Annotated in this window: 25 protein-coding genes, 1 pseudogene and 1 riboswitch; of the genes and pseudogenes, 8 read left to right on the top strand and 18 right to left on the bottom strand. The window is 42.9% G+C overall.

The genetic code is table 11. From position 1 onward, the window contains the following. Window positions 1–51 precede the first annotated feature (51 nt). The 4 genes from MKY66_RS15880 to MKY66_RS15865 form a co-directional block, all read right to left on the bottom strand. Window positions 52–351: a GH32 C-terminal domain-containing protein gene (locus MKY66_RS15880; RefSeq protein WP_076210496.1), complete on the bottom strand. Its 300-nt coding sequence runs from the start codon at window positions 349–351 to the stop codon at window positions 52–54. Window positions 352–544: 193 nt separating this feature from the next. Continuing rightward, on the bottom strand, window positions 545–874 hold the full coding sequence (locus MKY66_RS15875; protein WP_076210499.1) for a hypothetical protein: 330 nt from the start codon (window positions 872–874) through the stop codon (window positions 545–547). Between the two features lie 423 nt (window positions 875–1,297). Further along, window positions 1,298–1,447, bottom strand: coding sequence for a hypothetical protein (locus tag MKY66_RS15870; protein ID WP_179088512.1), 150 nt, complete (start codon window positions 1,445–1,447; stop codon window positions 1,298–1,300). 227 nt (window positions 1,448–1,674) lie between these two features. Beyond that, window positions 1,675–2,556, bottom strand: coding sequence for a LysR family transcriptional regulator (locus tag MKY66_RS15865; protein ID WP_076210501.1), 882 nt, complete (start codon window positions 2,554–2,556; stop codon window positions 1,675–1,677). A gap of 176 nt (window positions 2,557–2,732) precedes the next feature. Between MKY66_RS15865 and MKY66_RS15860 the strand changes: the two genes are divergently transcribed. Both MKY66_RS15860 and MKY66_RS15855 read left to right on the top strand, forming a co-directional pair. Continuing rightward, window positions 2,733–3,527: an SDR family oxidoreductase gene (locus MKY66_RS15860; RefSeq protein WP_076210503.1), complete on the top strand. Its 795-nt coding sequence runs from the start codon at window positions 2,733–2,735 to the stop codon at window positions 3,525–3,527. 28 nt (window positions 3,528–3,555) lie between these two features. Continuing rightward, entirely contained in the window at window positions 3,556–3,897 is a 342-nt protein-coding gene (locus MKY66_RS15855; protein ID WP_076210505.1) for a nuclear transport factor 2 family protein, read from the top strand. 50 nt (window positions 3,898–3,947) lie between these two features. On the opposite strand, the gene MKY66_RS15850 is transcribed toward MKY66_RS15855, so the two are convergent. From MKY66_RS15850 to MKY66_RS15830, 5 genes are all read right to left on the bottom strand, one after another. Next, the gene (locus tag MKY66_RS15850; RefSeq protein ID WP_339805199.1) at window positions 3,948–4,211 is read right to left on the bottom strand and encodes a hypothetical protein; all 264 of its coding nucleotides are present in this window, start codon (window positions 4,209–4,211) and stop codon (window positions 3,948–3,950) included. Then, window positions 4,208–5,029, bottom strand: coding sequence for a nucleotidyltransferase domain-containing protein (locus MKY66_RS15845; RefSeq protein WP_256704210.1), 822 nt, complete (start codon window positions 5,027–5,029; stop codon window positions 4,208–4,210). Before MKY66_RS15845 ends, MKY66_RS15850 begins: the two co-directional genes overlap by 4 nt. Before the next feature lie 156 nt (window positions 5,030–5,185). Then, window positions 5,186–5,452 (bottom strand): CD3324 family protein, encoded by a 267-nt coding sequence (locus MKY66_RS15840; RefSeq protein WP_076210507.1) that lies wholly within the window; start codon window positions 5,450–5,452, stop codon window positions 5,186–5,188. A gap of 295 nt (window positions 5,453–5,747) precedes the next feature. Next, window positions 5,748–6,833 carry an L-dopachrome tautomerase-related protein gene (locus MKY66_RS15835; protein ID WP_076210509.1) on the bottom strand — a complete coding sequence of 362 codons (1,086 nt, stop codon included), beginning with the start codon at window positions 6,831–6,833 and terminating at the stop codon, window positions 5,748–5,750. Between the two features lie 252 nt (window positions 6,834–7,085). Then, a complete protein-coding gene (locus MKY66_RS15830) occupies window positions 7,086–7,370 on the bottom strand; it encodes a hypothetical protein (RefSeq protein ID WP_076210511.1) in 285 nt (94 codons plus the stop codon). Window positions 7,371–7,558: 188 nt separating this feature from the next. Here MKY66_RS15830 and MKY66_RS15825 point away from each other — a divergent pair, with 188 nt between their 5' ends. From MKY66_RS15825 to MKY66_RS15805, 5 genes are read left to right on the top strand one after another with little or no spacing between them, the layout of a single operon-like run. Beyond that, complete coding sequence (locus tag MKY66_RS15825) at window positions 7,559–7,801, top strand: spore gernimation protein GerQ (protein ID WP_076210513.1); 243 nt, start codon at window positions 7,559–7,561, stop codon at window positions 7,799–7,801. An 11-nt stretch (window positions 7,802–7,812) separates the two neighbouring features. Continuing rightward, window positions 7,813–8,199, top strand: coding sequence for a spore coat protein (locus MKY66_RS15820; protein ID WP_047843178.1), 387 nt, complete (start codon window positions 7,813–7,815; stop codon window positions 8,197–8,199). Next, entirely contained in the window at window positions 8,196–9,332 is a 1,137-nt protein-coding gene (locus tag MKY66_RS15815) for a zinc-dependent alcohol dehydrogenase (RefSeq protein WP_036615410.1), read from the top strand. Before MKY66_RS15820 ends, MKY66_RS15815 begins: the two co-directional genes overlap by 4 nt. A 31-nt stretch (window positions 9,333–9,363) precedes the next feature. Further along, the gene (locus MKY66_RS15810) at window positions 9,364–9,564 is read left to right on the top strand and encodes a hypothetical protein (RefSeq protein WP_076210515.1); all 201 of its coding nucleotides are present in this window, start codon (window positions 9,364–9,366) and stop codon (window positions 9,562–9,564) included. 11 nt (window positions 9,565–9,575) lie between these two features. After that, window positions 9,576–9,872 (top strand): spore coat protein, encoded by a 297-nt coding sequence (locus MKY66_RS15805; protein ID WP_036615415.1) that lies wholly within the window; start codon window positions 9,576–9,578, stop codon window positions 9,870–9,872. Between the two features lie 186 nt (window positions 9,873–10,058). On the opposite strand, the gene tenA is transcribed toward MKY66_RS15805, so the two are convergent. The 5 genes from tenA to MKY66_RS15780 form a co-directional block, all read right to left on the bottom strand. Continuing rightward, window positions 10,059–10,745, bottom strand: coding sequence for a thiaminase II (tenA, locus tag MKY66_RS15800; protein WP_076210517.1), 687 nt, complete (start codon window positions 10,743–10,745; stop codon window positions 10,059–10,061). 113 nt (window positions 10,746–10,858) lie between these two features. Further along, window positions 10,859–10,956: riboswitch (TPP riboswitch) on the bottom strand. Between the two features lie 206 nt (window positions 10,957–11,162). Beyond that, window positions 11,163–13,835 carry an endo-1,4-beta-xylanase gene (locus tag MKY66_RS15795; protein ID WP_076210518.1) on the bottom strand — a complete coding sequence of 891 codons (2,673 nt, stop codon included), beginning with the start codon at window positions 13,833–13,835 and terminating at the stop codon, window positions 11,163–11,165. Window positions 13,836–14,132: 297 nt separating this feature from the next. Then, entirely contained in the window at window positions 14,133–14,984 is an 852-nt protein-coding gene (locus MKY66_RS15790) for a PRD domain-containing protein (protein ID WP_076210876.1), read from the bottom strand. Between the two features lie 17 nt (window positions 14,985–15,001). Further along, window positions 15,002–16,444 carry a glycoside hydrolase family 1 protein gene (locus tag MKY66_RS15785; RefSeq protein WP_076210520.1) on the bottom strand — a complete coding sequence of 481 codons (1,443 nt, stop codon included), beginning with the start codon at window positions 16,442–16,444 and terminating at the stop codon, window positions 15,002–15,004. A gap of 59 nt (window positions 16,445–16,503) precedes the next feature. Beyond that, window positions 16,504–18,462: a beta-glucoside-specific PTS transporter subunit IIABC gene (locus tag MKY66_RS15780; protein ID WP_076210522.1), complete on the bottom strand. Its 1,959-nt coding sequence runs from the start codon at window positions 18,460–18,462 to the stop codon at window positions 16,504–16,506. Window positions 18,463–18,867: 405 nt separating this feature from the next. Here MKY66_RS15780 and MKY66_RS15775 point away from each other — a divergent pair, with 405 nt between their 5' ends. After that, complete coding sequence (locus MKY66_RS15775; protein ID WP_076210524.1) at window positions 18,868–20,088, top strand: cytochrome P450; 1,221 nt, start codon at window positions 18,868–18,870, stop codon at window positions 20,086–20,088. 71 nt (window positions 20,089–20,159) lie between these two features. Here the strand turns inward: MKY66_RS15775 and MKY66_RS15770 are convergent, their stop codons facing one another. The 4 genes and pseudogenes from MKY66_RS15770 to MKY66_RS15755 all read right to left on the bottom strand — a co-directional run bounded on the left by MKY66_RS15770 (window position 20,160) and on the right by MKY66_RS15755 (window position 23,874). Beyond that, window positions 20,160–21,566 carry a glycoside-pentoside-hexuronide (GPH):cation symporter gene (locus tag MKY66_RS15770; RefSeq protein ID WP_076210526.1) on the bottom strand — a complete coding sequence of 469 codons (1,407 nt, stop codon included), beginning with the start codon at window positions 21,564–21,566 and terminating at the stop codon, window positions 20,160–20,162. A gap of 289 nt (window positions 21,567–21,855) precedes the next feature. Next, a complete protein-coding gene (locus tag MKY66_RS15765; RefSeq protein WP_076210878.1) occupies window positions 21,856–22,629 on the bottom strand; it encodes a glucose 1-dehydrogenase in 774 nt (257 codons plus the stop codon). Window positions 22,630–23,069: 440 nt separating this feature from the next. Next, window positions 23,070–23,339: pseudogene (locus tag MKY66_RS15760) on the bottom strand (alpha/beta hydrolase); the annotation flags it as partial. 328 nt (window positions 23,340–23,667) lie between these two features. After that, a complete protein-coding gene (locus MKY66_RS15755; RefSeq protein WP_047843171.1) occupies window positions 23,668–23,874 on the bottom strand; it encodes a cytochrome P450 in 207 nt (68 codons plus the stop codon). Window positions 23,875–23,906: the final 32 nt, after the last annotated feature.

Raw genomic sequence — 23,906 nt, 5'->3', positions numbered from 1 at the left:
TCTAATAGGATTGTAAAGTCGGTTCAAATTTAATTGGTTTTGGAAATCAGTTCAGTTCGGTTGATTTTCCCAAATGCTTACGAGATCATTGATTTGAAGCGACATGACCTTTAGTTCTCCACCAATGGCATAGAGTTCCAGTTCTCTACTTTCCAAGTCGGGGAAAATCGTGTCTGAAATGATAGTTGTCCCGTTGTTGCCAAAGATCTCTGCACTTGACCAATCAACATAGATGCTCAACTGTATCCGTTTATGCTCTGGCTTCATGGAGGCCTTGTGTTTTGCAGCAAAATCGGGATGAAAATCAACAGTGTTTGACTTCGTCCGATCGACAAACAACTCCTCATTCAAGACATTATATCCGATGACTGTCTCCTGGTTGGAAGAGGAAGACTTTCGCAGCAGAAACAGCAGACAAAACGTTCATATCTGGTTTAATCGTAATGTCTTGTAGAGACAGGATTGATCTTCTAAGTTGATTTAACTCAGTTAAATGTTTCATCTAGTGTAAAAACCTTACCATCAAAGTGACCTATAAAATACATCATGCCAGAACCGCCTGCGGTGGTTCTGAATCGTTTGGATTTACGCCATTTCTATGTCCGACACTTAGTGTCAGAATCCATTTAGTGGTATTAGGGTCCTCATCCACTTGGATTTTAAAAACATCAGGACATTCAAATATTCCACGATGGATGCCCGGAATACCAGAACCGAAAGCGCTTGCAAAAGACCAATCCTTAAGATTTGAAGATGTGTAAAATTCTACACGGTCGCTTACAGCAAGAACCATTACCCAGTTTGAAGATTCTTCATGCCAGAATACTTTTGGGTCTCGAAAGTCTAGCGTATCCGTGGGGAATAAAGTTTTCACCTGATAGATGTACTTTTTTAATTTTATTCACGCTCCCTTAAGCTACTTAGAATCTAAAAGAAGATATATGCATTCCTTATTAACAAAATAATCCACCCGTTTTCATTTGTCAAAGTATTTTTTATATAAATAAACATTATTTTTTATGTATATGTCTTTTTTTTAGTTTACATTTGCACATTTTATGCCTGATTATAGAAAATAACAATTTTTACTTAAGTCGATCTAATCATTTTTTTATTACTTTAAACCTAATGGTTTACAAATGTAAAAAAGGTGACTTCTAAACTTCTCTTTACTTGTTCAACAAAATATCGTTAGTATTAAACCCAATTTTACCGATACAAAAAAAGCCGCTAAAATAGCGACTTCAATAGGAATATATTTTTGTTCTTGACATGTTCTAAATAAATTAACGTCTTTTTATGCTTTAACAACTTCAACCTTTTTATCCCCTGCTGACTTCGCTACCTCTAACGTTGTGTTACCTTGGATAGTGACTATTACACCAGTAGCCAGCATAGAAACGATTAAAGCTGCGCTGAGAGCTGTGGAAATTTTCTTCTTAACCATAATCATACCTCCGATATCTATTATGTTGAAGTAAGCAAGCTCAAAGAACTATGATGAGCCGAGTGTGACTTGATATTACAATATTTCACTTTTTTGTTGGGTGATCTACCTGGTGATTGTATTATAACGTACTGCCAATCATTGTAAAAGGATTTTTTCCTTGTGTTCAATACAATAAAGTATGATTGTTTTCTCAGAATTTCTTTTCAAAACTAAACATTTGGCGGTCATTCTCCTTGATGTAAAGTATCCACATATTCAATAAACCTTTTCGCTGCGGGGGAAATATTATGATCATCTCTCCACTTTAATCCTATTTCCCAGTACCATCCTTCATCAATGATAGGGATCCAAACCAATTCATCTAACATCAACCCCAGTGTCTTAGGCAGTACTGATACACCTAGACCCGACTTTATAAAACCGGCTACAGTGATCAGGTCCTCCGCTTCATAAGCAGAAGCAAGAAAAAATCCGGTATGTTGGAACCGGGATAAAATCGTTGCTTTTAATCCGCAGTTGTTTTTCAATCCAATAAATGGCTCGCCAGACAGCTCTGCCAAACTAAGAGCGCTACAATCTGCATAACGATGTTGGGAGGGAACAACAATGTATAAAGGAACATTTAGAATAGTCTTCCAGTGATGATTATTCAAAGTAGATTCCCTCGATGTAATCATAATATCCGAAAATCCTTGCTCCAGATGTTCATCAATATCTCCTAAGTTCCCTTGTGTCAATTCGAATCGAACTTTGGGATACTTCAATTGATAACTTCGAATTAGGCTAGGGATTAATTCAACACCGAGAATGTTTAGATAAGACAACGTAATCACACCAGTATCCGGGTTGGACCACTCTTCGATTTCCTTTAGACCATTTTCAATATTATGTAGGGCCCTACCAATCCATTTAGAGAACATAGTACCGTTTCGGTTCAGCTTAATATTTCGTCCATTTCGCTCAAATAAAGGAGCTCCTATCTCGTTTTCAAGCTTGGCGATTGCATGACTTAAAGCGGGCTGAGTGATACCTAGTTTTTTGGAAGCTAAGGTCATATGTTCAAGCTGTGCAACGGTCATAAAGTATTCCAATTGTGTAAGTTCCATTAAAACATCCCTCCATATATTAATAATATTCATCATTTCTATTATTATAATAAATTGGACGTTATGAAAGTAGCAAGTGTAGTATTAGTTCTAGCTCCTCTCGAACTACACATTAAGGTTTAGAGACAGAGCAATTTTAAATTAATCATCGAATACCATCACTAGGAGGAATAGTTATGCATAAAGAATTTGAGTTCTCTGTATCAGAATTTAAAGGTAAAAAGGTGCTTGTAACTGGAGGAACAAAGGGAATGGGGCAAGCAGTTGTAAAAAGACTTGCAAATGGCGGAGCTACAGTCCTTACTACTGCCCGTTCCCTATCTGCTGACTTGCCCAATTCGGTCAAATTTGTGCAAGCAGATATCGCCACACCTGAAGGTGTAGAGCAAATAATTTCAGCAGTAAAAGAGCAACTTGGAGGTATCGATATTATTGTCCATTGCGTAGGTGGATCAACGACACCACCAGGAGGCGCACTTGTATTGAGTGATGAGGATTGGCTTCATACATTAAATTGGAATTTACTCGCAGCAGTTCGACTTGATCGTGGCTTAATTCCACTTATGTTAGAAAATAATTCAGGCGTTATTCTTCATTTCACTTCCATCCAGAGACGTTTGCCTTTATATGAAACTACACTGGCTTATGCATCTGCCAAAGCCGCGCTGACTAATTATAGCAAGGGATTATCGAATGAATTTTCCCCTCAAGGAATTCGCATCAATACATTGTCTCCCGGGTTTATTCAGACTGAAGCGGCTGACGCATTAATTGATCGGATTGCAACCGAAACCGGAAGTCGAGAAAGTGCGCTCGAACAACTTATGACTTCACTCGGAGGTATTCCAATTGGCCGGCCAGGATTTCCTGAAGAAGTCGCTGAACTGGTCGCATTTCTGGTCTCAGACCGAGCAGCATCTATTACAGGTAGTGAATATGTCATAGATGGGGGAACGATCCCTACCGTCTAAAAATTAATTAATAAAGGGAGAGAACAATATGGATCTCAATCATTTACCAGCTGTAATTGGCAAATACATTACTGCATCTAACAAGCCAGACCCGGTAGTATTTGTAGATTGTTTCTCAGAAAATGCTGTCGTGTTGGATGAAGGGAAAAAGCGAAATGGCAAACAGGCGATTCGGGAATGGAGTGATCAAAACCATTTCGCGGCAAATGTAACGTTAAAGCCAACAATAGCAAAAAAAATAGGTGATGAAATTGTACTAACATGCGAGCTGGATGGTACCTACGACAAGACTGGTCTACCCGATCCACTATTATTGAATTATCATTTTGTTATTGTTGACGATAAAATCGTCAGACTTTCCATTTTCTAAAGATATCCAAATGTAAACACAATGTTTGGTTGACTACCTGATACGTAAGGTCAATGATTCATATAATAGGCATATAGTTGCTCGAAGGTTGTAAAATGTTCGACTTCTCTGCCGACCTTATCATACTCTTCTAGATAATCATGCATCACTTCAAGGAGCTTCTCTTTCATAACTGGTAAATTACTTGCATCAAAGTACTGCATAAGATCATATTTCTTGGTTCCTTTCTCCATAGTCATTTCTTCAAGATATCCATGTGCTCCAAAGGCCGAAAGAAAGACGTAGGAAGCATCATTCGTTATAACACTGTTCAAAATTTTATTGCGGTAGTTGCACCACAGTCTTCGTATGTTCCTCCCAGATTATCAAAGGTTGGAGCCGGTTTAACAATGAAGTTATCACACATCGTGTTATGTAACCTCATAACGCTATTCAACATATTAAAAGATGTTATTCGAATATCTTCAATGGTATGAGCTTCGATGATTGACATGTATAAGGATTCAAGATCATCCGGAACATACCGAAACGAACGTATCTCTTCCAAATATCGCCTGATTCCTCGTTTGATACACGTGTTATTCATACTCACCAAGGCATTGACTAGATTGTACAGAACGCCAGCAGATGCATATCGCACTGAACCGATATCTTCACCCAGCATCGTGTCGCTGTATGCTTGCTTAGCCAGATCGATCCATTTATTTGCTCGATTAAGGCATGCTTCTCCTATCGGGTTTGCAAGTGCATCAAGAGCTTTTTGCTGGAAGTCGTTCAATTTCTCCAAATCCTCAGGCTTAGCATAGTAGAGTATTTTGAGGTCGGTTAGGCTCGATACGTTAGGACTCTCCAAGGTGGATTGCTCTTGTATTCTTGAATCCCATGGCGTGCAATAGATGTCATACCCAACGTCGTCCAAGATGAAGCAGTCGGATATTTCCCATCCCTTTTCTGTATTATTAATGATAATTAAATCAAGATCGCTCTTCTCGTGAAAGTCACCGGTGCTAAATGAACCAGTAAGCCCAATAATGGCGATATCGTCTAGAAAATCTCTTTTTACGCGTTCAATCACCATGTTAATGAGCAGTTCATTATTGTCCAGCAGCTTCTTCTTTATGATTTCGTTCATTCGTTACACCTCTTTGTATGATCCGGCCGTCCTTCATCACAACAACCTTAATTTGAGTCTATCGACTTAGAGGTACGGTTACTATGCATAAGTTGATTTAAGTCATCTTTGCACAAAATCCGCTAAACCGTCGAAACGACGTGTTAGCGGATTTTATTAGTTCTTTGTATAGACTATTTTCTTTATGCTTTCACAGGACAAGAAATATCGACCCGCCAACTCCTCTATCTTGACTCCGTTGCAGAATAAAGATTTAATCTCAGCGTTTCGAGCAGAGACCCTGCTCTTGCTCTCTGTTTTCTCGCCCCATTTTAGGTGCGCCTCTTTGGGTTTTGGGATATAAACCAATTCCCCTTGAACGTATTCTTGAATGATCCGTAACAATTCTTCCGGAAAAATAGACTCGGCTTTTGAATATTTCATGGGCCTCACTCCTTATTTAATAGATCAATAAGGTGCAAAGCCAGTTAGTAGAATATTACGATTCGTCGTTGGCAATGTGATTATTCCCGGGCTCTATACAAAGCATTGCCATATCCTTCACTGGCTTTGCATAGAGCCGTGCATGTAAGAATCCTACTCCGATTGTTTTCATTAGCCTCACCTCCATAGAAAATAGATAGTTTGCTATTCGCTTATTATATCAGGGCTTGTTGTTGAATTGTTTAATTATGTCTTTTGGGGCTGACACGATTGAACGCGTAAAGTGGGATGTATATCAAAAGGTAGGAGCGGGTAATTCATCAATTTTCATGCGTAGTAAACTATACGGTTTTTGTCGCAGGTCTCTTCCATAATGAAATCTCGCCTGCCTATGTAATTGGTTCACAATCACATATAAGTATTGATCCGGACCAATCGAAAAAGTATCCGGCCATAAAATTCGGGGATCATGGGCGATGGTTTCCATGATTCCATTTGGCAATATCTTTCGAATACTATCGTTTTCATAATCTCCAGCATAAACGTTTCCTTTAGCGTCTGTGATCATCCCATCAGATGCACCCTTCTCTCCCCAATACTGCACAAGATCACTTAACTTAAAATCCGGTATCGTTCTGTCTCTTAACGATTCTGTTGAGATAGAGAATAACTGGCGACTGGTTAATGGACAATAGAATAACATTTTTCCATCAGGGGAAATCGCTATACCATCAGAGGCCAATCGAAACGGAGATGTCGAACCATCCGCGTTTCGATTCATCAAAATTTTACCTTCCACTTTTGGCACAAAATACGGATCGGGTGAGGTCGAGCTTGCTCCATGCAACCGTCTATACGCATTTCCGTTTTCTAAATTTACGACGATAATAGCGCCTGGCCCATTGGAAGAAGAATCCGTTATATATGCGTAACCTGCTTTTCCTACACGAAAGTCAAATCGGACATCATTCAGATACGTTGTTGGCAAGACTACATCATCTGCAAATGTATATACTTTTCTTATTGTATTTGTTTTTAAATCTACCGCGACTAATTTTGCACCTCCTTTAATTGGCTCAGAAAAATTTGGTGCAGCTGTGTCCAGTACCCACAAGGTTCCTCTTCCATCTGCAACAACACTTTGGACACTGATGAAGGACATAACGATATTCAATGGGTTGATCAAATTCGTTTCTACATTAGGATAAGGTTGCATCTCACCCTCAACAATTTCCGCTACCGTAAATCTTACGTCATCTCCCCATTTCGGAAAGCAAATGAAGATACGCCCGGTTTCGGATACACTAACGCCTGTAGGCATAGCCCCGTAAAAGGAATGAACGAGTTCTAACTTACCAAAATATTCTTCCATAGGTAACATAGGCAGTATGATGTCCTCCTCAACAAGGTTGAATAGATATTACCTATAATTATGTTCAAGACTTATTCTAATGCCTCTCCCTTAATCATTCTTTTTCAACCTTCATTTTGAAATTGTCCGATAGATCTAAAAATACAAAAAACTTCGGCGTAAGCCGAAGCATGTTGACTGTAACTATATGTGTTCTAGGAAAAATGCTTCCTCCGATCGTCAACGCAAAACTTTGCCAAGCTTATCAGTACCAAAACCGTTTTATTGTTGGTCCGGTAAACCTAATGCATTGGCTGAAGTTATCGCTTGATCTAAAAATTCCTCTGCTCGGGTCAATTGCTGCCTGGCAATCTCCAACGCTTGTGAATTTGTTGCCGCATTAGATTCACTTAACGAGCTTATTGCCTGATTTAAAGCCGTCTGCACCTCAGAAACCGCGTTAGATGCATGCTGCTCCAGCGTATTACTACCACTCGAGTTAAGTGCATCTTCTGCCGGTTTTCTTGCGTTTTCGGTTGCTAGATCAATTTTGTTTTTATTGGGCACCGTGACTCCTCCTTCCTTCAGTAAAATCATTCATTTAAACAGAAATAAGTATGGGATTGAGATTTTGTTTATATCCCTGCGACTGTATGGGAATATTCGGATCTTATCTCTCCGGTGATCCATATTAGTATAAGATCCGATGCATTGGAAAATCTAATCTTGATGAAAAAGGAGGGGAACATTTCTGAATGGCTAATCCAACGCTAGCGCCGCACGAATCGATGGAACTGCATGAAGCATTAAACTTCAAAACGCTCTGCATCGCTAAGTCGAAACTTATGCAAGGCCTGGTCTTTGACCAAGAGCTAAAAGCATTAATGCAGAAAGACGTAATTCAATCCATACAACAGATCGCTGAGCTGCAAGCAATCTACGCAAGAGCTCCTTTTAAAGCAACCGTTCCGAATAATCCGACACCTATAACACATTAAGGGGAACTCAGATGAATACCGATTATTTAGATCCGATTAATTCATTGAATATGCCGGAAATGGCAGATATGACTTTTGCCATGGACTTCCTTCTTCGTGCCAAGGAGGGTGTACGTAATTTGTCCATCGCCCTGACGGAAACGGCTTCACCGGATGTAAGAGCCCTGCTGCATACTCATCTTAAGCAGGGAATTGCAATGCACCAAGAAATCTCGGAGCTCATGATTCGCAAAAAATGGTTTCATCCTTATGAGCTGAACGAACAGTACCAACTCGATCAGCTTTCGGCGAAAAATACGGTGATGATCGGGCAGATGAATCTGTTCCCGGGGGATACGTCACGTAAAGGGATGTTTGATCGGACCCCAGATGAGCATATTGGAGGACATAAAGCATGAAGGCGGTAACGTATCAAGGGGTTAAAAATGTCGTGGTCAAAGAGGTGCCGGATGCGAAGATTGTGAAACCGGACGATATGATCGTAAAGATCACCAGTACCGCCATTTGCGGTTCTGACCTTCATCTGATTCACGGGATGATCCCTAACCTTCAGGAAAACTATGTCATCGGACATGAGCCGATGGGGATCGTAGAAGAAGTGGGCCCTGGCGTGACCAAGGTAAAAAAAGGCGACCGCGTAATCATCCCGTTTAACATCGCATGCGGAGAATGCTTTTTTTGCAAAAATCAGCTGGAAAGCCAATGTGACAATTCCAACGAGCACGGGGATATGGGCGCATATTTCGGCTACTCCGGAACGACCGGCGGATATCCCGGTGGGCAAGCCGAGTATTTACGGGTCCCATTTGCCAATTTTACCCATTTTAAAATCCCTGAAAACTGCGAACAACCGGACGAAAAGCTAAGCTTGATCGCCGATGCCATGACGACGGCATTCTGGAGCGTAGATAACGCCGGCGTTAAGAATGGAGATACGGTCATCGTGCTCGGCTGCGGCCCGGTCGGACTCCTGGCCCAGAAGTTCTGCTGGCTGAAAGGAGCTAAGCGGGTCATAGCCGTCGACTATGTCGATTATCGCTTAAAGCATGCAAAGCGAACAAACAATGTGGAAATAGTAAACTTCGAACAGGATAAGAATATTGGGAACACTCTCAAGGAAATGACCAAAGGCGGCGCCGATGTTGTCATTGATGCGGTAGGAATGGACGGCAAGATGAGCGATCTTGAATTTCTAGCCAGCGGTATGAAACTGCAAGGCGGCACCATGAGCGCATTTATCATTGCATCTCAGGCTGTTCGCAAAGGTGGCACCATTCAAGTCACTGGGGTATACGGCGGACGTTATAACGGATTCCCGCTCGGTGATATCATGCAGCGAAACGTGAATATCCGTTCCGGACAAGCTCCGGTCATTCACTACATGCCATACATGTACGAGTTGGTTACGTCTGGCAAAGTGGACCCTGGCGACATTGTTACGCACGTCATTCCGCTCAGCGAGGCCAAACGGGGCTATGAAGTGTTCGATACAAAAACGGACGATTGCATTAAAGTCATCTTAAAGCCTTAAATATGAATAGATACATGGGAGGACAATCTGAATGGATTCCACATACGCTTTGCATGAGATGCTCGAGGTACATGAAATAGCTGCGTTCAAGACGGTTTGTATGACTAAATCCAAGACCATGCAAGCTCTGGTAACCGACCCGGAGCTCAAGCAAATTTTGCAACAAGATGCGATCTTATCACAACAGCAGCTTCAGGAGCTCGGTGGAGTGCTGTCTAAAGCGACTGTATAGGAGATAAAAAAATGAACCCAATATTAGAACACATGACTGGTCTTAATACGCTGACCGATGACGTGATCGCAATGGATTTTTTGATGAACGCCAAGAGCGGTGTCAGAAACTACGCCATGGCTGTGACCGAATGTGCCACCCCCGAAATCAAACAAATTTTGATGAAACAGCTCGATGAAGCCATAGATTCTCATGAAAAGATATCAAATTACATGGTGCAGCATGGTTTATACCACCCTTACCATATTGCAGAGCAAATTCAGCTCGATCTGAAAAACATTCAGACTGCTATGAACATTCCGTCCTGACACCCTTTTTGATTTTAGCCAGAGACTTCAGAGAACAAAATGTCCCTGTGTCAAGAATTTCAACAATGAAAAAAGGCGGATACTATCCGCCCTTTTTTTGGCATCGTCACGAAACACGCTTATTGCAAGCGTTCCTTTACGTATTCTACTTATTTCTATCCTGAGACTGTTTATGGCCGCTGCTCTCTACTTTAATTGACTACAGTGAACATAAGGCTCCAGCCTCCATGACATCTCCCAAAAATCAAGCTCAAAGCGACTGCACATCACGAAAATATCTTCCATCCGTTGGTACGTGCCCTCGCTACAGCCTTCTAATAGCTTATCCGTTAACGTCACTAGGGATTGATTGTTGCTGTTGTATTCAGAGGAAGCATATCCTGTGATCCACTCTCCGTAAAAAGGATGATCAGCTGCGCCTGGCTTTTGGGCAAGGACTTGACCAATCTCCGCATAGCTCCATGAGCAGGCCAGAATGGATACAAGTACTTCTGCTATGCCACCCGCATGGGAAACAGAGAGCATATAGTTAGTATAGGCTGCATTTTTCAGTGCAGGTTTTACCTGGAAAACATGATCCTCTGTAATTCCTAATCTCTCCATATAAGAACGATGAATTTTCATTTCACCATTCAGGATGTTATCTACGTTTTTACTAAAAAACTGCATCAATTTGGGGTCGTGCGACTTGACAATACCTAGTGCAAATACACGGGCATAATCGTACAGGTACAAGTAGTCTTGCAGCAAATAATAACGAAATTGTTCAACCTGTAAAGAACCATCTCCGATCCCTTTAACAAAAGGATGCTCAAGACATTCCTTCCACACAGGCTGTGCTGCCTGATATAGTCTCTCTGAAATAGTCAACATGTGTTCCTCCAATTCATAATGTACGTATTTAAAAACAAAAAAACGAAACATCCATAGGATGTTTCGCAGACAAATACACTAAAACAAGGGGGTTCGCATGAGCTACCCAAGTACAGCGTTTCATCGTTGCATCCCTACGTTGGCATGATCCAAGTCAGGTAAGGTCGGTTTAACACCCTCTCAGCCGGTTAAGGCTCCCTCGCAAACGGTTGTATGTAGTTGATTACTTTCTTATTCCCATAAAAGAAAAAATAATATCCATTTAGTATATCAAGGGCTGTTAAATATAGTCAAGGCAGATTGTATCCTCCCTCATCACCTTCGGTGACGTATGTAAACGATGGAAACCATCGCAACAATGGTTGAGTTATAGCCACTGTTATGATGGTTTCTATTCTTGCAACTACTGCCGATGGTTTAATGCCCGAGTTTGTTCTTTCCGACAAAAGTGAGTATTCCGTACTGGGAAGTGTTTCTCCAGCTCTCATTGGTCGTATCATTCCATTTAGCTACGCTCTGCTTACCTCCGCCCTGGTTGTCGTTAATTTGAAGCTCGAAGCCGAGAACATTTCCTGTTTTGGGCGTCAATGATTGTAAATGAATTCTGGCTTCTACGAGATATCCTTTATTTGTTTTCTTCACAGCACTTACAAGGCGTCCAGGTGAGGCACCCCCTGCAAAGGTTCCTACATTGTCTGCACTGATTCTGAACTGGGCATCATCATATTGAAAATACGGTGTGCGCTGGTGATTCTCGTCCAGGAAAATCTCAACCGAATCCTGATCCCATGGGTTGATGCTGTCTGTAATGATGTTTGGATCAGTGACGTCGATCAGCAGGTATAGATACTCACCTGACCACATTGCGCGAGCCACTGCCTCTGCACCTTCGCTCTGGTTCAACCGTTTAACTTCAAATGGTGCAGCCTTATTCCATGATGTGTCTTTCTTCCCATCAATCTGAACAATCCCTTGTACAGCTTGTGCAGATTTGGGCATAGGGGCAAGCTGAATCACGCCGTATTTGCTTGTATCCTGTTCCTGAGATTGTGTTCGATCATTCCAGTACAGTGGATTATAAGGTTGTGTCCCACTTGTAGCGCCATCAGCCACACGAATATCCATGCCAACTTCATATTCTGAACCGACTTGGATACCACTCCATGGAATGGACAATTCAACCTGATATCCGGCTTTGGTCTCACGTACACGATATGAACGTTGCTCCGCACCCTCAACTTTGCCCGACCGCTTAATGATTACGTGTCGGTCATCTGCTTCATATGAAGTGGTCTTGCCATTATTGAGATCAACAAAGATATCTACTCTGTCATTCACATCTGCCTTCGCATCCTGAACATCCACGAGGATATACAGGTTACTATGATCCCATAAGGTGCGGAAACTGGCTGATCCCGAAGAGTCACCCTTCAGTGGAGTAGACACCGCTTTGTTCCAGAGCGGATCTTGTGACTGTTTTTTGATATCCGGTTTACCCGAAAGTGAGACGGCTCTCTGCGTCAACACAGGCAAACTGGATTCATCCACGAGTCCCCAGTATGCCTTTTTGGCCTTCAGGGCTGAATCAAACAGCATAGCCTGGTTGTTGTAAGACTTCTCATCTTGGAGTCCCCATAAGGTAACTGAAGAAATGTGGTCTTTGTGTTTTTTGTACAAATCCAACAGTTCCTTATATCGATACGCCTGCTTTACTGCAACTTCATCGGACATCTCTTCACCAAATGGAATTCCGCTATCCACATCCAGTTCCGTGATCTGAATATCCAATCCAAGTTCGGCGAACATGTTGATCGTTTTTTCAATTTCCTTGATGGGCGGGGATTCCAGGTTATAGTGGGATTGCAAACCCACACCATCGATGAGCCCTTTCTCTTTCAGTCGTTTGACCAACTGATACATATGCTCTCTTTTCTCAGGGATTTCCGTGAAGTATTCGTTGTAATATAATTTGGCATTCGGATCGGCTGCACGAGCGAATTCATAGGTTTTCTCAATGTAATCCGGACCGATTAGTTCATAAAAGGGACTTTTACGTAAACCGTTGGCATCACCATTGCTATCCGCAATCGCCTCGTTTACCACATCCCAGGCATAGATCTTACCTTTGTATCGGGTCATGACGGTTTCAACGTAATCCTGAATCCGGGCAAGTAGTAATTCTCGACTCGCAGGGTTACCCTGAGGATCCTTGAACATCCACTCTGCTGCATCAATGTGCCACAACAACGCATGTGCGCGTACGCCCATACCATGCTCCTCGGCGAACTGAACATATTGATCGGCTGCCTCGAACTCATAAACACCTTCGGAAGGAGACATGTACTTCGGCTTCATCTCATAGGTTGCGGTCAAGCTGTTAAAGTGCTTTGTGAGCAGTTTTCCATATGCGCCTTCCAACTGCCAGCGATACACCGCTGCACCAATGGGGAAATCATCTTGATACAGGTCCTCCAGAGACCGAATACCTTCTTCAATCTCCAGTTGCTCGGCCAGAGTAAATGATACATCATCCACATAGAACGATAACGTATCTACGCTATCTTCAGAGATGTAGGGTGTTTCGATGAACAAATTCAATTCAGTGGGATCATCGCTATACTGAAATTTTCCGGTGATCTTGTGCCATGTATTCCATTCTGCTTTGGCAATCTTCACGCTGCCGATCGGGTTCCAACTTTCGGCAGTTGTTTTTTTATATGTGGTGAGCTGTAGTGTTTGATCCGTGGTGGGCTCCTGAGTAAGTCTTACATATGCTGCAATTTCGTACTCTTGGTTACGCTTAAGCAGATCCTTCATGGAAAACATCGGTCCATGATAGGAACGCTCACGGTTGGCGACCAGCATGCTGGACTGACCTTCGTGTGCTTCCTGCTGTGTCACTGTCAGCCTTTCGTTACCTGTACGTGGAGTCCATCCCTGAAGTGTACCGTCTTCAAAGTTTGTGCTCAAATGACTTCCCTCCACTTCCGTAACTGCCTTGGCTGCATGTGAGACATTCGAAAATGGAAGCATGGCGAGTACCAGCACAAGAACCAAGGCCGTTATATTCCATTGACCTAACCGTTTCATACAATTCCTCCTCTTGATTTGGTCTAAGTATTTCTGAACGGATTAACATCCAGATAAATAGATTATAGTTGTTTAGATAGCGCTTACATATAATAAATTTCCAATAATTATAATAAAAAGTTATCAATTGGTAATTATGATTTTAGGAATCAGAAGTTCGTTAATCATGGAATATCAAAAAGCCGCTACATATTTGCAAAAATAAAAGACCGTTTCCCGATAAAATACGAGAAAACGGTCATAGTTAGAAAATATCTTCCCGAAAAAGAGTTAAGGGAATACAACTTTAACTTTGCTTTATAATCGTCCATCATCACCCTGTTCCTCCTGGACAATTCGAGCAATGTGAATCATCAAATATAATAATTCCTCGTTCGATATGGAGATGTCCAGCATATTCTGCACGTAGGTTTTGATCATCTCCGCGCATTTGTATTCAAGCGGATGCTCCTTCACCATGTGTTGAAATATAAAATCTTTCGCCGAATTGCCCAGACGCCCTTCTTGTAAACGCTGGATGAAGAATTGCAGATGTGTGACAAGTCTCACATAATGAATGGAATTTTTGTTCAATTGCATATCAAAGGTGTATTGTATCAGGTTAAAAATATCTTTTAACATCTTAACGGATTGCATTGTGCGCTCCATATTCTGCTCATGCGTTTGGGCATTCACGAAATGAAAAGCGATATTCCCTGCTTCTTCTTCCGGCAGTTCAACCCCCAGTTCTAGATTCAGCAACTGAACGGCTTCAAGGCCAAGTTCGAATTCAACAGGGTGAAACCTCTGGATCTCCCATAACATGCGATTCTGTAATGCTACACCTTTTTTCCATCGTTCAATGGCAAACGACAAGTGATCCATAAGCGTAAAGAAGATTTGGTCGTCAAGAGACAACTTTTCTTTTGCATTGGTAATCAGTTTGTTTATGACATTCACATGTTTTTCTGGCATGTTTTCGATGGTTCGTACGTAAGCCTGGGCAGACGGATTATTTTGCAGAATAAATCGTTTCTGGATATGCTCCTCATCGAGTCGCTCGCCAACTTTGCCTTTGAATGCCAACCCTTTTCCCATGACAATCATCTCTTGCCCCTGTTCATCTTTGGTCAGAAGCAAGCTGTTATTTAATATTTTGATTACTTTCATGCATTCATCACGATCCTTTATTCTTTCGTGACCGCCTGATCCGGATTTCCGATACATCTGCCATTCTGTTTAATGACCTCTTGATACCACGAGAAGCTTTTCTTCTTCAAACGCTTCAAGTCTTTCAGATCCTGTTCACCGCGGTTTACATAGATCATTCCATAACGTTTCCCATAACCCTGATGGGTGCTTACCACGTCAATAACGGACCAAGGGCAATAACCAATCACATCTACTCCATCTGTTAGAGCCAGTCTGATCTGTTCCAGATGTTTCTCAATAAAATCAATCCGGTACGTGTCGTTAATCGTGTAATCTGCCTCGAGTATATCTGGGGCTCCTATACCATTTTCCGTAATTAGAATCGGGAGACCATATCGTTCACATACCTTACGCAATGTTAGCCTTAGGCCAATCGGATCGATGACCCAGCCATATTTTGTTTTTTCGGTATAAGGATTCTCCGCGGCTCGGTAGACTCCCTGCTCACCAAGCATAATTTGCTGATCACCCGCACGAGCTGTAACATCCGACGCATCTCCCATACTGGCGGCAATGGTTGCCGTCGAGTAGTAGTTGATTGCTACCAGATCGGGGCGGCCAGACTGGATATCTTCCATGTCACCCTGCTCAATAACCGGCTCGATGCCGCGTTCCTGTACATAACTCCAGAATAATGGATTATACCGTCCCCACACCGATAAGTCGAGAAAACCCCATCCGCGAATTGTCTCCCAGTTATGTGCAGCGATTGCATCTGCTGGTCTGGAGGTTGCCTGGTACATGGAGGTCATGTTTAATGCAGGACCAATCTTGCCTTGCGGGAGCATATCATGAAATAGTCGCATCGTTCTGCCTTGAGCCACAAACATGTGATGATTTTGCTGATACAGTTCCTTACTGGAAGGCAGACGTCCGCCTTTTGGTGTACCAATAGCACCGGGATGGAGAATCATTGTATTCTGCTCATTAATGGTCAACCAATATTTCACTTTATGCCCGTAATGCTCAAACAAGATACGCCCGTACTCCACAAAGGCATCAATCGTCCCCCGGTTGTTCCATCCTCCGGTTTTCTCAAGCTCGTAGGGTAAGTCGAAATGATACATGGTCACAATGGGCTCAATACCATGGAGCAGCAATTCGTCAATTAATTGGTGATAAAAATCGAGTCCCTTTTCATTAACAGGCCCTGTGCCTGAAGGCAAGATTCGAGTCCATGCAATCGAAAAACGATATGCTTTGAGGCCCAGCTCTGCAAAAAGCTTCACGTCTTCTCTGAATCGGTGATAGTGATCGCTCGCAACCGTGAAATCGGCGGTTCCAGCCGGATGATCACACATATCGATGACGGACAGGCCTTTGCCATCTTCGTTCCAGGCTCCCTCGACTTGGTAGGCCGAGGTAGAGCCTCCCCACAGAAATTCATTGGGGAATGGTTTGGTGTGTTGATATAACATCTCAAACACTCCTTCATTTTAATGTTGATTAAGATATATGACGGACCATATTAAGCTTGTTACGAAAGGTGGATAATCGTCGCTCCAACCTCCACAGGACTCTGCTTCTCCAGCTTAATGTCCGGGAAACGATCCGAATTGGCGATAATGATCGGGGTTATGACTTCGTAGCCTTCTGCCTTGATGGCGTCGATATCAAAGCGGATCAACAAGTCCCCCCGTTTTACGCGATCCCCTACTTTAATGGAAGAGTCGAAGTGTCGCCCCTTCAGGTTTACGGTATCCACTCCAATATGAATGAGCACCTCTTCTCCATCGTAACCATTTAATTTCACCGCATGTTTGGAGTCCATGAAAGCCGTAACTTCACCTGCGATCGGAGCATACAGTTCTCCTTTGGCAGGAATGATAGCAGCGCCCTTACCCAGTAATCCCAAAGAGAAGACATCGTCTGGTACACGGTCTAGATGGACTAATTCCCCTTGCATCGGACTTGCGATCGTAAGTGGGCGTAATTCATTTTGGGTTGGTCCATTTGCATTTGTTGTTGCAACTGACTGCGTGCTTAGAGTGTTGTCTTGAACAGACTGCCCGGAAAGTGTCTTGTCATCGTTAACGTTGGTATTGCCTTCTTCTTCATCATCCACTGGATCCTCAAAACCAATGATCCATGTCAGAGCAAAAGTAACGATAAAAGCGATCAGACAAGTCACAATGGCATGAACGATGTTCATCGGATTGCTGCCAATGAATGCAGGTAACGCGGCAAGCCCTGGAGACACGAAGGCATAACGTACTAATCCGGTCAGACCAGCATATATCCCTGCTACACCACCACCAATCATTGCGGCAATTAAGGGTTTCTTCAGTTTCAAAGTTACACCATACAAGGATGGTTCCGTGATGCCCAGTACGGCGGTGAAACCGGATGAAGCAGCGAGCTGTTTCAGTTTTTTGTTTTTTGTTTTTAATGCTACAGCAAGGGTGGCCCCACCTTGAGCAATATTGGACGCGAGCATTCCCGGACCGTTGATCATTTCATATCCATTTTTGGTTAGTTGGCTAGTTGCAATCGGTGTCATCGCCCATGCAGTGCCTGTTACGATCAGGAATGGTTGCAAAGTTCCCATTAACAAAGGAATCAGCCAACTGGCTCTGGCATTAATCGCTTCTGCACCAATGGCAACCAGATCATTCAGGTACGTTCCGAAAGGTCCAATCGCCACCAATGCAAGTGGTGCTGTAATCAATAGTACAATCATTGGTTTCGTGAAAAATTTGATCATGGAGGGCGATACCCGATCCGCGAAACGTTCAATATAGGACATGAGCCAAACGACGATAATAATCGGCAGCACGGAGCCCGCGTAATCGGTTAGTCGAACTGGAACACCGATGAAAAACACGTCTTTTCCTTCCGCCATCAGGGCGCTCCATCCCGGGTGTAACAACACGCCGGCAACTGTCATCGCCAGAATGGGACTAGTTTCAAATTTAATGGAAGCTCCATAAGCCAGCAGAATAGGCATGAAATAAAAAGCCGCGTCCGCAATGGTATTAAGAATATAGTAGTTTTGGCTTTCCGTCGTTACAAGGCCTGTCAGCACAAGTACGGCTAATATCGCTTTGATCATACCCGCGCCAATGATTGCCGGTATTACCGGAGTAAATGTTGTTGAGATCACACTGATGAATCTGGAGATCCAGCTCTGTTTTTGTTTTGGTCCGTTATTTTTGCCAGAATCCGATTTGGATTCCGCACTTCGGGTAGCAGAACCCATCTGCTGAGTGATAACTCGGTAGACCTGCTGCACCTCATTGCCCACAACGACCTGATATTGTCCACCATTGTTCACAACGGTAATGACACCTGGAAGTGCTTTGAGTTTTTCTGTCTCCGCTTTGGAGATATCGTGCAGTTCGAATCGTAGTCGGGTTGCGCAGTGCGTAAGCCGAGCGATATTATCCTTCTTCCCAACCAATTCCGTAATCTCTTGTCCCAACTTGCGATAATCCATACCATTGCCTCATTTCTGAATTTGGATATAAAAAAGACCAAAACGATATGCCTTCCCCTACTCACATAAGGAAAATGCAAATCATTTTGGTCATGCCTGCTTTACCAGTAACAGCCAAACACTGCTAATATTTAATTCGTTGTAGATGTAAACGTTTACTGGATCATAATATCACACAATAAATTTGTTAGCAATCACTTTATTCGACATTTTTCTGCATTTTGATATGAAAATGTTTCTTCATCTGTGACCCTAAGAGTATCTCTAAATAATTGATATTCAGTAAAACATTTCATTTAATTGCTAAATAAGTGTGATTTATGGTACCTTTAAAACAAATAATGATAGGTTGGCTATCATTATTTGGAGATTTCCACAAACTACATTAAAGGATGGCGAGGAGACATGCAGACTGATAACAGATCGATCGTTATTCATCAGGTATCTAATTTAGAGACACCTGAAGAACTTTGGAATCCATATGCTTATTATGAGTACATGCTGGAGAATCATCCCATCTATTTTGACGAGAAGCAGCAAGTATGGAATCTGTATCGTTATGATGATGTCAATTCCGTTCTAACAGACTGGAAACGGTTCTCCAGTGTTCGTAAACGGAGTGTATCCCCGGTTCCACCGGTAGTTACCCGAGTGAACATCAATTCTGTTGATCCCCCTGTTCAACGTGATATTAGAAAGTTAGTCTCTAGTGCCTTCACCCCACGTCAGTTAAAAACCTGGGAGCCTCAAATCGCGGCTATCGTTGATGAGTTAATGCTTGAGATGAAGACGAAAGATGATGTGGACATTGTTCGAGACCTAGGGGTTCCACTTCCTGTTACTGTCATTGCCGATCTACTTGGGGTAGAGAGGCAACACCGGGCACAGATCAAAGCCTGGTCTGACATGTTATTTTTCCCCAATGCCACAGGTAATGAGAAGGAGCAGATGAATGCGAAGTATGCGGCTATGCAAGAATTTAACGAATTTTTGCTCCCCATTGTTCAGCAGAAGAGAAAGCATCCTGCCGAGGACATTATTTCCGATCTCACACTTGCCGAGCTGGATGGGGATCAACTAACCGATGAAGAGGTTGTTACCTTTAGCTTGGGCCTCCTTGCTGCTGGGAACGAAACAACGACTAACATGATAAACAGCCTGTTCTACAGTTTTATGTATGATCAACCCGGAATCTATCAGGATATTGCCGCAGATCCAGAACTGATAGAGAATACTGTTGAAGAATCGTTAAGGTATCGTTTTCCCACGACACTTGATCGTGTGGTAGTAGAGGATACAGACATCCTTGGCGTGCCTATGAAAAAAGGAGATGTTATATTAACCTGGCTGGGTGCAGCCAACAATGACCCTAGACATTTTCCCGAACCTTCCCGCTTTGATATCTACCGTCCCAACAGCAATCGTCATCTCTCGTTTGGCAAAGGACCTCACTTTTGTCTGGGCGCTCCATTAGCCAGGCTAGAGGGCCAACTGGTGCTGAGAGGGTTCACGAATCACTTTTCCAATATTACTGCAAAAATCAAATTTGAAGCGGCAAGCCAGCTCTACCCGGGTACACAGACTCTTCAAAACCTGCCAGCCATCGTAACAACCAAGCTTTTTTGAACTAATTTCATCAAATTAAAAGTGCCCTTACACACAAGCGATTGGCTGTGTGTAAGGACACTTAAATCTTGTTATGCCTTTCTTCTATCTTCAAGCTCTCTAATAATCGTTGGATATTCCTTGTCCAGCTTGTTTTTGTAAAGGAATACTACAAGAAGAATGAATACAACAATGGGGACGTATATATTCAACGCGATGATGGCCTGCTTTGCTCCTTCTCCTTGGGTTGTAGCTTGTTCGACATATCCTCCTAGCGCGAGGAACCATCCAATCATTGCTGTGCCAATGGCTGTGCCTACTTTTGAACCGAAACCGATGACACTATTCGTTAAACCAACAAGTCTTTTGTTAAATTTCCATTCGCCGTATTCAATCGTGTCTGTGACCATTGCTCCACCTACTGCCATTAGCGGAATTGTACCAAGCGTTTGGAAGATAGAACAGATCAGACCCAATGTAATGCTCTCGGGAGCGACTAACCGAACGGCTGCTCCGAGGAGTCCGATTAATATACCGCCGAGGGCTGTATTTCGCTTGCCATAACGTTTGATGAATGGTCCGGACAAGGCAAATCCGATAATAACCGGAATCAAACCAATAGCACCCATAATGCCGATCAGGCTTACATTGCCCCAAATATATTTGGCATAATAACTTCCTGCTGCCACGCCCAGAGCAAACAAAATGCTAGCGAGAGCCATTACGAAGAACATATATACCCAGTATTTATTGGCAAAGAGCAATTTCAGTCCTTCACGAATCGGCGTTTTATCCTGAAACATGCCAAGCTCATCCAATTGAACATTGTTGTACTTTTCCCTATTGGACAGGAATGAAATGAAAATCCCGATTGCTGCAACACCAGCAAAAATTGATGCGAGCAACGTCCAGTCACTTCTGCTATTGCCCATGGCTGTAACGATTGGAACAAATGCAACGGCAACAACCATACCTGCCAGATACCCGCTGCTTGAACGGATAATACCCATTAAGGAACGCTCGTAACTGTTACGCGTTGTTAACGCCATCAAACTGTTATATGGAATCGAGGTTGGAGTAAACACCAAAATGTAGAATACAAGATTCGTAATAATCGCATATATAATTTTGCCTGTAGAACTTATATCCGGCACGGAAAACATTAAGAATAATGAGATGAACATTGGAATGGTCATCCATAACAACCAGGGACGAGCTTGCCCATACTTGGTTTTGGTCCGATCCACCAGTACACCCATACCGATGTCTGCAAACGCATCCAAAACTTTGGTAAGCAGCATTACCGTACCGACTACAGCGGCAGACACGCCAACGACATCCGTATAATAATACGTGATCAAACCCAACAATCCACTTGAAATGTTTAACCCGAACTGTCCCATTGAATCGCCAATTAACTTTTTCGTTGGTATTTCCCGGGGTGGCTGAGCCGGCGTATTATCTACTTTAATATGCTGCTCGTTCACTGCAACTCCCATAACACTCGCCTCCGTTACTCTTCATGTTGAATTTCTCTTCCTCTTCTATACTTTCATTTTATGTCCTGGCATATATAACAGATATAGCGCATTGTTAAGATCAAATAACGCAATCCAAACAGAAGGTATTCCTGCTGTTTGAACGACAAAAAAACTGACTCAGGTATACTGAATCAGTTTTTGGTCCATCTGTTTTATGCACGATTCTTATGAATAAAATGAACCGAAATAGATCAGGAATCGGCTTTAAAATCGCTAGAACCATGTTCGAAAGACTTGCTGTTACTCCTTAAAGTGTCAATCCACCGTCTGCTACAAGGATAGAGCCTGTCATATAACTGGAGCCGTCCGATGCCAGGAATGCTACGAGTTCAGCCAGCTCCTCTGGCTCCGCAAAACGCCCAATTCTCATATTTGGGAATTCTTCGGGCATATAATCGCTTTCTTGTAACATTTGCGGAACAGCTGCGGTCAGCGAAGTGGCTACACCCCCAGGGCAGATAGCATTTACCCGAATGCCCTTTCTGACGTACTCAATCGCTGCTGCTTTTGTCAATCCGGCAACACCGTGTTTACTCGCTGTATAAGCGGCCAGACTGTGCTCAGCTCGAAGCGCCGTGGTTGATGCTGTATTTATCACATGACCGTAACCTTGTTGAACCATCACGTTGAGAGCGTGCTTCATCCCCAGGAAGATCCCCTTCAAGTTGACGTCAATGATACGGGAGAAATCGTTCAGGGATGTTTCATGGAAAGGCTGGAACTTCTGAATGATTCCTGCATTGTTGAACGCGACATCGATTTTACCAAATGTTTCAATTGCTTTTTGAATATAGTTTTCTACATCCTCTTCCTTGGATACATCAGCTTGAACAAAGATGCCCTCGCCATCCTGCTCCTTCACAAGCGCAAGTGTCTCTTCCCCTGTTGTTACATTGTAATCCACCAGAACGAGCTTGGCTCCTCTCGATGCCATCAACACTGCACTAGCTCGGCCAATACCGCTACCAGCGCCTGTGATGGTAATCACTTTGCCTGCAAGCGAATCGGATTTGGTATTCACAGCTTTGCTCGCTTTAGGAGCCTCTGCAGATTCGAAGGTTACGTTAGCAAGATCCGCTTTCAGTGCGGACAAAATGTCTTCTGGCAGATCGACCTGTGGAACGGCTGCGAGTTGATCCAGCGTAAAATGGGAAGCCATTTTGAATGATGGCTCGTTAATGAATTCAGGTAGATGTTTGGTAAGCAATGTTGTTGCTTCATCATTATTCAATAGTTCCGAAATTTTAATGTTTTCATTGTAAGTTGTCATAGTTGTTTCCTCCAAATTTTATTTTGATAGTTTTACTATTATCTTGATATAAATACTATCATTTTGTGTCTTTTTTTGCAATTCGTCATTTTAATAGATTAGGAACGAGCCCGAAAATGGCTAAAGGACTTATTCTGTTTATGCTGTGTTGCCTCCAGTGTTATGTCACCGAAATAGTCTTTAGCCCATCGTTAAGCTGCTTCTGCTCTTCCTCGGTTAACAGGTTCCACGCCTGGAACGGGCGCAGGAAAAATATCACTCATCTCCTCCAGAATACAAGGATAACCAAGAATCATTGCATTAGGCCGAGTGGAACCCATCATCCTCAAAGCTGCAGCAAGATGGCCCCCTGCGGAGAAGCCGCATACCGCTACTTTTTGAGGATCAATTCTCCAGTCCGCACTGTTGGCCCGCTTGCGTGTCAACGCTTCCTCCGCATCGTTCAATGGTTTTGGAAATACAGCATGCTGATTGAGTGAATTTCACAGGATAAAGACTTGATAACCTTCAGCCAAAAATGCCATAGCAAACGGGTTCAGCTTCTCGATCAGAACAAGCTCTATATCCTCCACCTGGAAGCACAAGTACCGCTGGCCGCTTTTTGGTATTTGCCAGCTAGGGTGAAGAATCCAACAGGTAGAGTGGATTGACATGGCCAAAAGGATACTTCTATTGTAGATTTCAAGTGAGACGATCGACTATAACGCGATACAAAGATTGTGTAGCGTAATTCAAGCCCATTGCTAGTCAAAGACAAAGAAAAAACCGCGAAATCGCGGTTAAGTAGGGCTATCCTCTCGTATTATGATTATTGACCTTCCGTGTGATATCAAATGCATCCGGGTCAGCGAACTGATTCTCATCCCGGTTGACTGAGGAAAAGGAAACAAAGAGCATGTCGCCCTTACGGATGTGCTTGCCACCGAATTCGACATCCTCGGTAGCCCAGCGAATATTACTCACCTCAGCAGGCCATCGGTTTGAGATGATTTGCATTTAAAGAAACGTCATCGTGTTTCGTTTTCGTC

Source organism: Paenibacillus sp. FSL R5-0766, assembly GCF_037971845.1.
Lineage (GTDB): Bacteria > Bacillota > Bacilli > Paenibacillales > Paenibacillaceae > Paenibacillus.
Note: the sequence above shows the minus strand (reverse complement) of the source record. Positions and strands in the feature narration are given on the sequence as shown.

What these genes read in the sequence shown, in the direction of transcription:
- MKY66_RS15835 (WP_076210509.1), bottom strand. Translation starts at nt 6,833, where the DNA reads ATGTTACCTATGGAAGAATATTTTGGTAAGTTAGAACTCGTTCATTCC.
- MKY66_RS15755 (WP_047843171.1), bottom strand. Translation starts at nt 23,874, where the DNA reads ATGCAAATCATCTCAAACCGATGGCCTGCTGAGGTGAGTAATATTCGC.
- MKY66_RS15815 (WP_036615410.1), top strand. Translation starts at nt 8,196, where the DNA reads ATGAAGGCGGTAACGTATCAAGGGGTTAAAAATGTCGTGGTCAAAGAG.
- MKY66_RS15840 (WP_076210507.1), bottom strand. Translation starts at nt 5,452, where the DNA reads ATGAAATATTCAAAAGCCGAGTCTATTTTTCCGGAAGAATTGTTACGG.
- MKY66_RS15855 (WP_076210505.1), top strand. Translation starts at nt 3,556, where the DNA reads ATGGATCTCAATCATTTACCAGCTGTAATTGGCAAATACATTACTGCA.
- MKY66_RS15785 (WP_076210520.1), bottom strand. Translation starts at nt 16,444, where the DNA reads ATGTTATATCAACACACCAAACCATTCCCCAATGAATTTCTGTGGGGA.
- tenA (WP_076210517.1), bottom strand. Translation starts at nt 10,745, where the DNA reads ATGTTGACTATTTCAGAGAGACTATATCAGGCAGCACAGCCTGTGTGG.
- MKY66_RS15860 (WP_076210503.1), top strand. Translation starts at nt 2,733, where the DNA reads ATGCATAAAGAATTTGAGTTCTCTGTATCAGAATTTAAAGGTAAAAAG.
- MKY66_RS15810 (WP_076210515.1), top strand. Translation starts at nt 9,364, where the DNA reads ATGGATTCCACATACGCTTTGCATGAGATGCTCGAGGTACATGAAATA.
- MKY66_RS15775 (WP_076210524.1), top strand. Translation starts at nt 18,868, where the DNA reads ATGCAGACTGATAACAGATCGATCGTTATTCATCAGGTATCTAATTTA.
- MKY66_RS15865 (WP_076210501.1), bottom strand. Translation starts at nt 2,556, where the DNA reads ATGGAACTTACACAATTGGAATACTTTATGACCGTTGCACAGCTTGAA.
- MKY66_RS15780 (WP_076210522.1), bottom strand. Translation starts at nt 18,462, where the DNA reads ATGGATTATCGCAAGTTGGGACAAGAGATTACGGAATTGGTTGGGAAG.
- MKY66_RS15790 (WP_076210876.1), bottom strand. Translation starts at nt 14,984, where the DNA reads ATGAAAGTAATCAAAATATTAAATAACAGCTTGCTTCTGACCAAAGAT.
- MKY66_RS15845 (WP_256704210.1), bottom strand. Translation starts at nt 5,029, where the DNA reads ATGAACGAAATCATAAAGAAGAAGCTGCTGGACAATAATGAACTGCTC.
- MKY66_RS15805 (WP_036615415.1), top strand. Translation starts at nt 9,576, where the DNA reads ATGAACCCAATATTAGAACACATGACTGGTCTTAATACGCTGACCGAT.
- MKY66_RS15870 (WP_179088512.1), bottom strand. Translation starts at nt 1,447, where the DNA reads ATGGTTAAGAAGAAAATTTCCACAGCTCTCAGCGCAGCTTTAATCGTT.
- MKY66_RS15825 (WP_076210513.1), top strand. Translation starts at nt 7,559, where the DNA reads ATGGCTAATCCAACGCTAGCGCCGCACGAATCGATGGAACTGCATGAA.
- MKY66_RS15820 (WP_047843178.1), top strand. Translation starts at nt 7,813, where the DNA reads ATGAATACCGATTATTTAGATCCGATTAATTCATTGAATATGCCGGAA.
- MKY66_RS15770 (WP_076210526.1), bottom strand. Translation starts at nt 21,566, where the DNA reads ATGGGAGTTGCAGTGAACGAGCAGCATATTAAAGTAGATAATACGCCG.
- MKY66_RS15795 (WP_076210518.1), bottom strand. Translation starts at nt 13,835, where the DNA reads ATGAAACGGTTAGGTCAATGGAATATAACGGCCTTGGTTCTTGTGCTG.